Source organism: Azohydromonas sp., assembly GCF_035325925.1.
In the GTDB taxonomy this organism is placed as follows: domain Bacteria; phylum Pseudomonadota; class Gammaproteobacteria; order Burkholderiales; family Burkholderiaceae_C; genus Calidifontimicrobium.
Genome location: NZ_DAOKZA010000023.1, coordinates 14,516 through 26,687 on the forward strand (window position 1 = coordinate 14,516; position 12,172 = coordinate 26,687).

Annotated in this window: 13 protein-coding genes; 8 read left to right on the forward strand and 5 right to left on the reverse strand. The window is 73.4% G+C overall.

What is annotated here, in order from left to right:
- Positions 1-35: 35 nt before the first annotated feature.
- Positions 36-581, reverse strand: coding sequence for a phasin family protein (locus PKC53_RS10400; RefSeq protein ID WP_324428407.1), 546 nt, complete (start codon positions 579-581; stop codon positions 36-38).
- Between the two features lie 251 nt (positions 582-832).
- Between PKC53_RS10400 and PKC53_RS10405 the strand changes: the two genes are divergently transcribed.
- Both PKC53_RS10405 and PKC53_RS10410 read left to right on the forward strand, forming a co-directional pair.
- Positions 833-2,839, forward strand: a complete 2,007-nt coding sequence (locus PKC53_RS10405; protein ID WP_324428408.1) for an SDR family oxidoreductase — start codon at positions 833-835, stop codon at positions 2,837-2,839.
- 214 nt (positions 2,840-3,053) lie between these two features.
- Entirely contained in the window at positions 3,054-3,665 is a 612-nt protein-coding gene (locus tag PKC53_RS10410; RefSeq protein WP_324428409.1) for an HAD family hydrolase, read from the forward strand.
- A gap of 34 nt (positions 3,666-3,699) precedes the next feature.
- Here the strand turns inward: PKC53_RS10410 and PKC53_RS10415 are convergent, their stop codons facing one another.
- Both PKC53_RS10415 and PKC53_RS10420 read right to left on the reverse strand, forming a co-directional pair.
- A complete protein-coding gene (locus PKC53_RS10415) occupies positions 3,700-3,978 on the reverse strand; it encodes a copper-binding protein (protein WP_324428410.1) in 279 nt (92 codons plus the stop codon).
- 25 nt (positions 3,979-4,003) lie between these two features.
- Positions 4,004-4,480: a DUF411 domain-containing protein gene (locus tag PKC53_RS10420; protein WP_324428411.1), complete on the reverse strand. Its 477-nt coding sequence runs from the start codon at positions 4,478-4,480 to the stop codon at positions 4,004-4,006.
- A 133-nt stretch (positions 4,481-4,613) separates the two neighbouring features.
- Between PKC53_RS10420 and argB the strand changes: the two genes are divergently transcribed.
- The 6 genes from argB to PKC53_RS10450 all read left to right on the forward strand — a co-directional run bounded on the left by argB (position 4,614) and on the right by PKC53_RS10450 (position 9,937).
- Positions 4,614-5,528 carry an acetylglutamate kinase gene (gene argB, locus PKC53_RS10425; RefSeq protein WP_324428412.1) on the forward strand — a complete coding sequence of 305 codons (915 nt, stop codon included), beginning with the start codon at positions 4,614-4,616 and terminating at the stop codon, positions 5,526-5,528.
- Between the two features lie 161 nt (positions 5,529-5,689).
- Entirely contained in the window at positions 5,690-6,388 is a 699-nt protein-coding gene (locus tag PKC53_RS10430) for a pyrimidine 5'-nucleotidase (RefSeq protein WP_324428413.1), read from the forward strand.
- A 104-nt stretch (positions 6,389-6,492) separates the two neighbouring features.
- Positions 6,493-7,170, forward strand: coding sequence for a nucleoid occlusion factor SlmA (slmA, locus tag PKC53_RS10435; RefSeq protein ID WP_324428414.1), 678 nt, complete (start codon positions 6,493-6,495; stop codon positions 7,168-7,170).
- Between the two features lie 23 nt (positions 7,171-7,193).
- Positions 7,194-7,907 (forward strand): ligase-associated DNA damage response endonuclease PdeM, encoded by a 714-nt coding sequence (pdeM, locus tag PKC53_RS10440; protein ID WP_324428415.1) that lies wholly within the window; start codon positions 7,194-7,196, stop codon positions 7,905-7,907.
- Positions 7,904-8,305, forward strand: coding sequence for a fluoride efflux transporter CrcB (gene crcB / locus PKC53_RS10445; protein WP_324428416.1), 402 nt, complete (start codon positions 7,904-7,906; stop codon positions 8,303-8,305). The genes pdeM and crcB overlap by 4 nt, the downstream gene beginning before the upstream one ends.
- Before the next feature lie 48 nt (positions 8,306-8,353).
- Complete coding sequence (locus PKC53_RS10450; RefSeq protein ID WP_324428417.1) at positions 8,354-9,937, forward strand: aldehyde dehydrogenase family protein; 1,584 nt, start codon at positions 8,354-8,356, stop codon at positions 9,935-9,937.
- A 4-nt stretch (positions 9,938-9,941) separates the two neighbouring features.
- On the opposite strand, the gene PKC53_RS10455 is transcribed toward PKC53_RS10450, so the two are convergent.
- Entirely contained in the window at positions 9,942-11,351 is a 1,410-nt protein-coding gene (locus tag PKC53_RS10455) for a formimidoylglutamate deiminase (RefSeq protein WP_324428418.1), read from the reverse strand.
- Positions 11,344-12,162: an N-formylglutamate deformylase gene (gene hutG / locus PKC53_RS10460; RefSeq protein WP_324428419.1), complete on the reverse strand. Its 819-nt coding sequence runs from the start codon at positions 12,160-12,162 to the stop codon at positions 11,344-11,346. Before hutG ends, PKC53_RS10455 begins: the two co-directional genes overlap by 8 nt.
- Positions 12,163-12,172 lie beyond the last annotated feature (10 nt).

Here is a 12,172-nt window from a genome sequence, read left to right on the forward strand (position 1 = left end):
CGCGGGGCGTCGTGCGGCTCGACCGGCGAAGCCGTTTAGGCGGCGGTCTTCGCCGCGGCCTTGCGCGCCGGTGCCTTGCGCGCCGCCTTCGCCGCGGCCTTCTTCGCCGGGGCCTTCGCCACCTTCTTCGCGGCGCGGCCGGCGGCCGGCGACTTGCCGAACTGCGCGACCTGGGCGCTCAGCGTGTCGATGCGCCTGATCAGCGCGTCGACGTCCTTGCTCGACGGCACGCCGAGCTTGTTCAGCGCCTTGGCCACGCGCTCCTCGAAGATCGACTCGAGCCTGTCCCACTTCTGCCCGGCCTTGGCGGTGACGCCGTCGGCCATCGCGGTCATGCGGCCGGTGACCTCGCTGATGCGCTCCTCCGCGACCGCCTGCGTCTTGCGCTGCAGGCTCAGGCCTTCCTTGACCAGCGTCTCGAACACCTTGCCGCCTTCGGCCTGCGCCTTGGCGAACGCGCCCATGCCGGCCAGCCAGATCTGCTGCGCCGAGTCCTTCACTGCGCCGGCGAGCTGACTGTCGAGCAGACCCGACGGCGAAGCCGCCTTCTTCTGGGCCATCTTCTGGAGCTTCTTGACCATGTTCGTCCTCTCGGGTCGGGTTGTCCGGGCGGCACCGCACCGCGCCGCAACGTGCACGCAGTGTAGGAGCGACCCCCTCGAGTGCGCAGCCTAAAACGCTAGGGCCGCGCCTCTACGGCTCGCCGCGTTCCGAGGAGGCGCAGCGCGCCGGCGCGCGCCACGGTGCTGCGGGGAAACGCGCAGCGGGGCCGTCGGGGGTTTGAAGAAGAATAGCCGCCACACCGACCCCCGCCGCGCCACAGGAGCCCCGCATGCACTACTTCGTCACCGGTGCCACCGGATTCATCGGCAAGCGCCTCGTCAAGGCGCTGCTGGCACGCCGCGGCGCGGTGGTGCACTTCCTGCTGCGCCGGGAGTCCGCGCACAAGGTGCCCGAACTGCTGGCCTACTGGGGCGTGGGCAAGGCGCGCGCGCTGCCGGTGTTCGGCGACCTCGCCACCCGGCGCATGGGCGTGTCCGCCGACGACGTGAAGGCGCTGAAGGGCCGGGTCGACCACGTCTACCACCTGGCCGCCGTGTACGACCTCGCGGCCGACGCGGACAGCCAGATCGCGGTCAACGTCGAGGGCACGCGCGCGGCGGTCGAGTTCGCGAAGGCGGTCGACGCGAAGCACTTCCACCACGTCTCGTCGATCGCCGCCGCCGGCTTGTACGAGGGCGTGTTCCGCGAGGACATGTTCGACGAGGCCGAGAACCTCGAGCACCCGTACTTCATGACCAAGCACGAGAGCGAGAAGATCGTGCGCCGCGAGTGCAAGGTGCCGTGGACGGTGTACCGCCCGGCGGCCGTGGTCGGCGACTCGACCACCGGCGAGATGGACAAGATCGACGGCCCGTACTACTTCTTCAAGCTGATCCAGCGCATGCGGCAGATCCTGCCGCCGTGGTTCCCGTCGGTGGGCCTCGAGGGCGGGCGCATCAACCTGGTGCCGGTGGACTTCGTCGTCGCCGCGCTCGACCACATCAGCCACCAGCAGCGCGCCGGCGGCGAGTGCTTCCACCTCGTCGACCCGCAGGGTTACCGCGTGGGCGACATCCTCGACGTGTTCAGCAAGGCGGCGCACGCGCCGAAGATGAACGTGTTCGTCAACGCGGCGCTGCTGGGCTTCATCCCGCGCAGCGTCAAGAAGGGCCTGATGGCGCTGGCGCCGGTGCGCCGCATCCGCAACGCGGTGATGAAGGACCTCGGCCTGCCCGAGGACGTGCTGATGCTCGTCAACTACCCGACGCGCTTCGACCGCCGCGAGACCGACAAGGCGCTGGCCGGCAGCGGCATCGAGTGCCCGAAGCTGCACGACTACGCGTGGCGGCTGTGGGACTACTGGGAGCGCCACCTCGACCCCGACCTGTTCATCGACCGCAGCCTGAAGGGCGCGGTGGGGGGCAAGGTGGTGCTCGTCACCGGGGGCAGCTCGGGCATCGGGCTGGCGGCGGCGAAGAAGTTCGCCGAGGCCGGTGCGGTCACGATCATCGCCGCGCGCGGCGAGGACAAGCTCGCCGACGCGGTGAAGGAGATCGTCGCCTACGCGAAGCACAGGGGCACGAAGGAGCCGAAGGTCTTCAGCTACAGCGTCGACATCGCCGCCGAGGCCGATTGCGCCGCCTTCGTCAAGACGCTCGAGGAGGTGCACGGCGGCGTCGACTTCCTGATCAACAACGCCGGGCGCAGCATCCGCCGCGCGATCGAGTCGAGCTACGAGCGTTTCCACGACTTCGAGCGCACGATGGACCTGAACTACTTCGGCTGCCTGCGCGTGACGATGGGGCTGCTGCCGGGCATGGTCGCGAAGAGGAAGGGCCACGTCGTCAACATCAGCTCGATCGGCGTGCTGACCAACGCGCCGCGCTTCTCGGCCTACGTCGCGAGCAAGGCGGCGCTCGACGCCTGGACGCGCTGCGCCGCCAGCGAGTTCGCCGACGTCGGCGTCACCTTCACGACGATCAACATGCCGCTGGTGCGCACGCCGATGATCGCGCCGACGAAGATCTACCAGAACGTGCCCACGCTGTCGCCCGAGCAGGCCGCCGAGATGATCGCCCGCGCGTGCATCGAGAAGCCGGTGCGCATCGCCACGCGGCTGGGCATCACCGGCGAACTGCTGCACGCCGCCGCGCCGCGCGTCGCGCAGATCGTGATGAACACCAGCTTCCGCATGTTCCCCGACAGCGAGGCCGCCGCCGGCGCCAAGGGCGACAAGCCGCGGCTGTCGCCGGAGGCGATGGCGCTGCAGCAGATGATGCAGGGCATTCACTTCTGACCCGACGCCTGTCGGCGGCGGTCGGCCGGCGGCTCGCGAGCGGGTGCGCCAGGGACGCACGCCGCTGCGCGAGCCCGACGAGCGGTGCGCAGCCGGGTGGAGCCGGGCGGCGCCGCGGGCCGCGACGCGAGCACACGCCGACCGCCACGGCGCGGCCGGCCTTCGGGTGGCCGCCGTCACCACGGGGACATCGCGCCGCCGCTACAGTGGCGGCATGGCGCGCAAACCCCTGATCGCCCTCGACGCCGACGGCGTGCTCGTCGACTTCCACCACGGCTACGCCGAGGCTTGGCGGCGCGCGTTCGGCGAGCGGCCGGCCGAGCGCGACCCGCGCGCCTACTGGCCGATGGACCGCTGGGACGTCGAGCGGCTCGAGGGCGAGGCGCGCCGGCACTTCTGGCGCTACTTCGACGAGGAGTTCTGGCTGAACCTGCCCGCGTTGCCCGGCGCCATCGAGGCCTGCCACCGGCTGCACGACGCCGGCTTCGACCTGGTGTGCGTGTCGGCGCTCGAGGCGCCGTGGGAGTCGACGCGGCTGCGCAACCTGCGCAACCTGGGCTTTCCGATCGAGCGCGTGATCGCCACCGGCCACCACACCGGCGAGCGCAGCCCGAAGGCCGACGCGATCGCCGAACTGCGCCCCGAGGCCTTCGTCGACGACTACCTGCCGTACCTGCGCGGCGTGCCCGACGAGGTGCACCGCGCGCTGGTGCTGCGCGCGCCCCACGGCAGCCCGAACGAGGGGCCCGAGCTGGCGCTGGCGCACACGCTGCACGACGACCTGGCCGAGTTCGTCGAACACTGGCTCGCGCGCAACGCGCGCTGAGCGCCGCGGCGTGTGTCGCCGCGGGCACCGCGTCTCAGGGCGACCTGGCGATCGAGGTGACGGTGTAGTGGCCGTCGAGCTTCGCGGCGTCGAACCTCACCTTGTCGCCGACCGCGACGCGCTCGAGCAGCGCCGGGTCGGCGACGCGGAAGACCATCGTCATCGGCGGCATGTCCAGCGCCTTCAACTCGCCGTGGCGCAGCGTGATCTTGCCCTGCGCCTTGTCGATCTTGCGCACCTCGCCGTCGTAGGGCTGCGCCAGCGCGGCGGTGCCCGCCAGCGCGACGGCGGCGGCGGTGATCCACGATCTCATCGGCAGTCTCCTCGCGGGTGGCGGTTCAACGGTAGCTCGCCCACACCGTGGCGCTGCCGTCGCGCTTGACGAGCACCACGTCGTACGCGTCGCGGCGGCCGCCGTACTCGGGGCCGTCCATGCCCGGCGAGCCCAACGGCATGCCCGGCACCGCGATGCCCACCGCGTCGGGCTTCTCGGCGAGTAGCCGGCGGATCTCGCGCACCGGCACGTGGCCCTCGACGACGTAGCCGCCGATCAGCGCGGTGTGGCACGAGCCGTACTTCATCGGCAGCCCCAGCCGCGCGCGTGCCGCGGTGTTGCCCTCGTCGAAGGTCTGCACCTTCAGCCCCTCGCGCTCGAGGATCGCGATCCAGTCCTTGCAGCAGCCGCAGGTGGGCGACTTCCAGACCTGCATCGTCGGCAGCGGCGCGGCGGCGGTCACGACGGGCAGGGTGCCGACGGCGAGCGCGGCGCCTTGCAGCAGGAAACGGCGGCGGGGCGGGGTGCAGCGGGCGGACATGCGCGAGGGCTCCTGGGCAGGTGGGCCGAGGGTGGACACCGGCGGCCGCACGCGAGTTCCGCGGCGGCGCCTTTCCTACAATCGGGCGCTGATTGTCCCCTCCCTCCACCACCGCCGCGCCGCGGCCGCCGCGATGACCCTGCCCAACGCCACCGCCGAGCACCGGCTCGACCACATCTCGCCGCGCGACAAGGCCGAGATCCTCGCCCAGGCGCTGCCGTACATCCGCAAGTTCCACGGCAAGACCATCGTCATCAAGTACGGCGGCAACGCGATGACCGACCCGGCGCTGCAGCAGGACTTCGCCGAGGACGTCGTGCTGCTCAAGCTCGTCGGGCTGAACCCGGTCGTCGTGCACGGCGGCGGGCCGCAGATCGACGAGGCGCTCGCGCGCGTGGGCAAGAAGGGCACGTTCATCCAGGGCATGCGCGTGACCGACGCCGAGACGATGGAGGTCGTCGAGTGGGTGCTCGCGGGCCAGGTGCAGCAGGACATCGTCGGCCTGATCAATGCCGCCGGCGGCAAGGCGGTCGGGCTGACCGGGCGCGACGGCGGGCTGATCCGCGCGCGCAAGATGAAGATGCTCGACCTGAAGGACCCGACGATCGAGCACGACGTCGGCCAGGTCGGCGAGATCGAGAGCATCGACCCGAGCGTGGTCAAGGCGCTGCAGGACGACCAGTTCATCCCGGTGATCTCGCCGTTGGGCTTCGGCAAGGACAACGAGAACTACAACATCAACGCCGACGTCGTCGCCGGCAAGCTCGCCGAGGTGCTGAAGGCCGAGAAGCTGATGATGCTGACCAACACGCCCGGCGTGCTCGACAAGAACGGCCAGCTGCTGACGAACCTGTCGGCGCGCGAGATCGACGCGCTGTTCGCCGACGGCACGATCTCCGGCGGCATGCTGCCGAAGATCGGCAGCGCGCTCGACGCGGCGAAGAACGGCGTCAACACCGTGCACGTCATCGACGGGCGCGTGCCGCACGCGATGCTGCTCGAGGTGCTGACCGAGTCGGCGTACGGCACGATGATCCGGTCGCATTGAACGCTCCCCCCCGTAGCGCCTTCGGCGCCTCCCCCGGGGGCCACGCAGGGGGCCGGTCCGGGCCCCGGGGGCGCCGCCAGCGGACCGGCGAAGCCGGATCCGCGGCGGCCGCAGCACCGGCGCGGCGACCGTTCGAAGCGCCGAAGCAGCCCGATGGCGGTGTGCATCGCAACGTTCTCTGGCTGTTCGACCTCGACAACACGCTGCACGACGCGACGCACGCGGCGATGCCGGGCATCAACGTCGGCATGACCGAGTACATCGTCGAGTTCCTCGGCGTCGACCGCGACGCCGCCGATGCGCTGCGGCGGCACTACTGGCGGCGCTACGGGGCGACGCTGCTCGGGCTGGTGCGCCACCACGGCGTGCGGGCGTCGCACTTCCTGCACCACACGCACCGGCTGCCCGGGCTCGAGGCGCGCCTGCGTGGCCACCCGCACGACTTCGCGGCGTTGCGCCGGCTGCCGGGGCGCAAGATCGTGCTGACCAACGCGCCGCGCGTGTACGCCGAGCGCGTGCTGTCGGCGCTGGGCATCGAGGGCTGGTTCGACGGCGTGCTGTCGATCGAGGACATGCGCATGTTCGGCCAGCTGCGCCCGAAGCCCGACGCGCGCATGCTGCGGCGCCTGGTCGCGTCGCTGCGCGTGCCGGCGGCGCGCTGCGTGCTGGTCGAGGACACGCTCGAGCACCAGAAGGCGGCGCGCGGCGTCGGGCTGCGCACGGTGTGGATGCAGCGCTGGCTGCGCCCGCGCGCAGCAGGCGCCGCGCTGCGCGACCTCGCGCGGCGCCCGGCCTACGTCGACCGGCGCGTGCGCCGGCTCGGCGACCTGCTGCGCGCGGTGGCGATCCTGCGGCGTTGAACGGCCCTGGCGGCGGTCCGCGAAGTCAGTGTTTACCTGCACCGGGTCGGGCCGTGGCGGTGTGACAGAATGAATCGAGACTCCCGCTGCCGCCGACGCGCCGTATGCCCGAACTGCCCGACCCGCCCGACGAAGCGGCCACCGTCGCCGAGACGCCCGACGGCGACGCCGCGCAGGCCCCGGCGGTCGCCGCACCGGCGCGCAAGCGCCCCAGGCCCGGCGAACGGCGCGTGCAGATCCTGCAGACGCTGGCGGCGATGCTCGAGCAGCCCGGCGCCGAGCGCATCACCACCGCCGCGCTGGCGGCGCGGCTGGAAGTCAGCGAGGCTGCGCTGTACCGCCACTTCGCGAGCAAGGCGCAGATGTTCGAGGGGCTCATCGAGTTCATCGAGTCGAGCGTGTTCACGCTGGTCAACCAGATCGTCGAGCGCGAGCCGTCGGGCGTCGCGCAGGCGCACAAGGTGCTCGCGGTGCTGCTGCAGTTCGGCGAGAAGAACCCGGGCATGACGCGGGTGATGGTCGGTGACGCGCTGGTGTTCGAGCACGAGCGCCTGGGCGCGCGCATGAACCAGTTCTTCGACAAGCTCGAGGCGCAGTTGCGCCAGAGCCTGCGCCTGGTCGCCGAGTCCGCCGGCTCGCCGACGCCCACCGTCGACGCGCAGGTGCGCGCCGGCGTGCTGACCGCGTTCGCGCTCGGGCGGCTGCAGCGCTACGCGCGCTCGGGTTTCCGCCGCAGCCCCACCGAGCACCTCGACGCGGCGCTGGCGCTGCTGGCCGCCTGAGCCCGGGCGAACCTGCCGCCGCGATGGTCAGCGTCGAGGTCGGCGGCGAGACGCTGGTGTTGCTGGCCGAACGCGCGGCGTTCGCGCCGCGCCGCGGCACGCTGCTGGTCGCCGACGTGCACCTGGGCAAGGCGCTGAGCTTCCGTCGCCTCGGCGTGCCGGTGCCCGGCGGCACCACCCGCGAGACGCTGACGAGGCTGTCGGCGCTGGTCGCGCGTCACGGCGCGCGGCGCCTGGTGTTCCTCGGCGACCTGCTGCACTCGGCGCACGCGCACGCGGCGTCGACGCTCGACGCGCTGGCGCGCTGGCGCGAGCGCCACCCCGCGCTGGCGCTGACGCTGGTGCGCGGCAACCACGATCAGCGCGCCGGCGACCCGCCGGCGGTGCTGGGCATCGAGGTCGTCGACGAGCCGTTGCCGCTGGGCGGGTTCGCGCTGTGCCACCACCCGCGGGCGCAGCCCGGCGCCTACGTGCTGGCCGGGCACGAGCACCCCTGCGTGTGGGTCGGCCGCGGCGCCGACCGGTTGCGGCTGCCGTGTTTCCGCCTCGGCGCGCGCGTGGGCGTGCTGCCGGCCTTCGGCGCGTTCACCGGCATGCACCCGGTCGACGCCGACGAGCCGGGGCAGCGGCTGTACGCGATCGCCGACGACCGGGTGCTGCCGGTGGCGAGGCCCGGCGGCGGCGCGCGTGCGCCCGCGGGCACGACCGCGCGCCGCGAGAGGCGGGCCGCCGCGTGAACGCCGCGCCGGTCGTCGCGGTGTGTGCCGGCGCCGCCTTCGGCGCGCTGCTGCGCTGGGGGCTCGGCGTGTGGCTGAACCCGCTGTCGGCGGTGCTGCCGCTGGGCACGCTCGCCGCCAACCTGGTCGGCGGGCTGCTGGTCGGCGTCGCCAGCGTGTTCTTCACGACGCACCCGTCGGTGCCGCCGGAGTGGCGGCTGCTCGCGCTCACCGGTTTCCTCGGCGCGCTGACCACGTTCTCGACCTTCTCGATCGAGATCGTGACGATGCTGCAGCGCCAGCAGTACGCCTGGGCCCTCGGCACCGCGCTGACGCACCTCGCGGGCTCGCTGCTGCTGACCGTGGTCGGCATCGCGATCGCGCAGGCCTGGTGGACGCGCGCGCCGGGCGCCGGTTGAAGCGTCGCCGCGGCGTGCCGCCGCTCGTCATCCCATCCCCCCGTTGCCATGAACGCCACGCCCCCTTCCTTCCGCCTGACCTACGCGACGATGTTCGACCCGCCGGCGTCGCTGCACGCGCGCTTCGACGAGGCGCTGGCGCGCGTGCGCGCCGAGCGGCTGGGTGCCGACCACGCGATGACGGTCGGCGGCCGGCCGCGCACCAACGGCCGTTGGTTCGAGCTGCGCTCGCCGATCGACCGCGAGCTGCTGCTCGGGCGTTTCGTGCGCGGCACGCCGCAGGACGCCGCCGACGCGGTCGCCGCGGCGCATGCGGCCGCACCCGGCTGGGCCGCGACGCCGTACTCCGAGCGCATCGCGCTGCTGCGCCGCGCCGCGGCGCTGATCGAGCAGCGGGTGTTCGAGTTCGCCGCCGCGGTCGCGCTGGAGGTCGGCAAGAACCGCATGGAGTCGCTCGGCGAGGTGCAGGAGACCGCCGACCTGATCGCCTGGTACTGCGACCAGATGGAGTCCCACGCCGGCTTCGACCGCCGGCTGCCCGACGACCCGCTGGCCGGCTGGCGCAGCCGCAACCGCACGGTGCTCAAGCCGCATGGCGTGTGGGCGGTGATCGCGCCGTTCAACTTCCCGGTGGCGCTGGCCGGCGGGCCGATCGGCGCCGCGCTGGTGGCCGGCAACACGGCGGTGTTCAAGGTCGCCAGCGACACCGCGTGGAGCGGGCGGTTGCTGATGGACGTGTTCGACGCCGCCGGTGTGCCGCCGGGGGTGCTGAACCTGGTCAGCGGCAGCGGCGCCGAGGTCGGCGACGCGCTGGTCGGCGACCCGCGCATCGCCGGCGCGACGTTCACCGGCTCGCACGAGGTGGGCATGGCGCTGGTGCGGCGCTTCGCCGCCGGCGCGCGCCCACGCCCGCTGATCGCCGAGATGGGCGGCAAGAACCCGGCCATCGTCACGCGCCACGCCGACCTCGAGCGCGCCGCCACCGGCATCGTGCGCTCGGCGTTCGGGCTGCAGGGGCAGAAGTGCTCGGCGTGCTCGCGTGTCTACGTCGAGCGGCCGGTGGCCGCGGCGCTGCGCGAACGCATCGTCGAGCGCACGCGCGCGATCGCCGTCGGCGACCCGACGCAGGCGGCGCACTGGATGGGCCCGGTGATCAACGCGGCGGCGGTCGAACGCTACCGCCGCGCGGTCGGCGAGGTCGAGTCCGCGGGCGCGGTGCTCGCCGGCGCCCGCGTGCTCCAAGACGGCGCGCTGGCGCGCGGCCACTTCGTCGCGCCGACGGTCGCCAGCGTGCCGCAGGGCCACCGGCTGTGGCGCGACGAACTGTTCCTGCCCTTCGTGCTGGTCGGCGAGGTCGACTCGCTCGACGAGGCGATCGCACGCGCCAACGACAGCGACTACGGGCTGACCGCCGGCTTCTACGGCGCCCCCGACGAGGCCGAGGTGTTCCTGCGGCGCATCGAGGCCGGGGTCACCTACGTCAACCGGCCGCAGGGCGCGACCACCGGCGCATGGCCGGGCTACCAGCCGTTCGGCGGCTGGAAGGGCAGCGGCAACACCGGCAAGGCGATCGGCTCGTTCTGGTACCTGCCGCAGTACCTGCGCGAGCAGTCGCAGACGGTGGTCGAGTAGCGCCTCACGGCGCGGGGGCGGCGCCGGCGTCGTGCCACAGCGCGTGCATCGCCTCGGTGAAGCGCGCCGCGATCGCGCTGCCGCGGGCGTGGCGACCGTCGCGGCGCACCCATCGCCCGGCGACCATCACGTCGCGCCACGGCCGCGTCGGGCTCGAGAACACCGCCGCGTCGAGCCAGCGCCCGGGCGGGATGCCCAGCAGCGCCGGGTCCTGCGCGTCGGCGACCAGCGCGTCGGCGCGCGCGCCGGGCACCAGCCCCCACGCCGACTGGCCCGCGGCCGCCGCGCTGCCGGCCAGGACGCGCGACCACAGCCGCTGCGCGGTCGACGGTTCGCCTCGCGCCGGCGCCGCGGCGACGTTGCGCTGCCGGCGCTGCAGGCGCTGGCCGTAGTCGAGCCAGCGCAACTCCTCGCGCCAGTCTCGCGTGACCTGGCTGTCCGAGCCGATGGTCAGCGGCACGCCGGCGGCCAGCCAGCGCACGAGGTCGGGCAGGCCGTCGCCGAGGTTCGCCTCGGTGCCCGGGCAGATCACCGCGCCGGCGCCGCTGGCGGCCACCGCGTCGATCTCGGCCGGCAGCGCGTGCGTCGCGTGCACCAGTTGCCAGCGCGCGTCGAGCAGGCGCTCGTGCGCCAGCCACTCGATCGGCCTGCGGCCGGTGGCGGCCAGGCAGTCGTCGACCTCGCCGGTCTGCTCGGCGACGTGCACGTGGATCGGGCCATCGAGGTCGGCGGCAAGCGCACGCAGGCGGTGGATCGACGACGGCGCGGCGGCGCGCAGCGAATGCACCGCGACGCCGGCGTTGAGCACCGCGGTGCCCCGCGCGGCCACCGCCTGCGCCGCGCGGTGCACCCAGGCGGCGTCGGTGGCGAAGCGGCGCTGGTCGTCGCGCAGCGCCGGCTGCGCGAAGCCGGCGCGTTCGTACAGCACCGGCAGCAGCGTCAGCCCGATGCCGGCGTCGGCGGCGGCGTCGGCGAGCGCCCAGGTCATCTCGAGCGGGTCGGCGAAGGCGCGGCCGTCGCGGTCGTGGTGCAGGTAGTGGAACTCGCAGACCTGCGTGTAGCCGCCGGCGAGCAGCTCGGCGTACAGCTGCGCCGCCACCGCACGCAGCTCGCCCGGCGCGATGCGCAGCGCGACGCGGTACATGCGGTCGCGCCACGACCAGAAGTCGTCGGCGTCGCGATCGCGCCGCTCGGCGAGTCCGGCGAAGGCGCGCTGGAACGCGTGACTGTGCGCGTCGACCAGCCCGGGCAGCAGCGGCGCGTCGAGCCGCCTCGCGCCGGCCGGCACGTCGTCGACGCCCGGCGTCACCGCGATCCAGCGCCCGCCGCGCGCCTCGAGCAGCACGTCGCGCGCCCAGCCGCCGGGCAGCCAGGCGCGTGGCGCCCACAGCAGCTCGACGCCGGCATCAGCCACCGGGGCTCCAGTCGCGCATCGTGCGCAACAGCCGTTCGAGCAGCGGTTGCAGCCGCGCGACACGCCGCGCATCGGGGCGGTAAGGCGGCCGCTCGTCCATGTAGGTTGACCAGCACATCTCCATCTGCACCGCGTGCACGCCCTCGGCGGGGCGGCCGTAGCGGCGTGTGATGTAGCCGCCCTTGAAGCGCCCGTCGGTGACGTGCGAGTAGTCTTGCTGCGCGTCGAGCACCCCGGTGAGCGCCGCGCGCAGCGACGGCGCGCAGCTGCCGCCGCTGGCGGTGCCCAGGTTGAGGTCGGGCAGGGTGCCGTCGAACAGCCAGGGCAGCCGCGACTTGATGCTGTGCCCGTCCCACAACAGGGCGTGGCCGTGTTCGGCCTGCAGCCGCGCCAGCTCGGCGGCCAGCGCGTCGTGGTACGGCCGCCAGTAGCGCGCCAGCCGCGTGGCGACCTCGGCGTCGTCGGGCGCGGCCCCGTCGCGGTACAGCGCGTCGCCGGTGAAGAAGCGCGTGGGCACGAGTTCGGTGTTGTTCGCGCCGGGGTACATCGGCGCGTTCTCGGGCGGGCGGTTCAGGTCGACGACGTAGCGCGAGTGGCGCGGCACGATGACGCTCGCGCCGAGGTCCCTCGCGAACGCGTAGACCGCATCGAGGTGCCAGTCGGTGTCCTCGACCGCCAGCGCGCGTTCGACCAGGCGCTCGCGCAGCGCGTCGGGGATCTCGGTGCCGACGTGCGGCAGACTGACCAGCAGCGGCGAGCTGCCGCGGTGCAGCGTGCAGACGGCGGGGTCGGTGACAGCGGCGTGGTTCATCGGGGCTCCC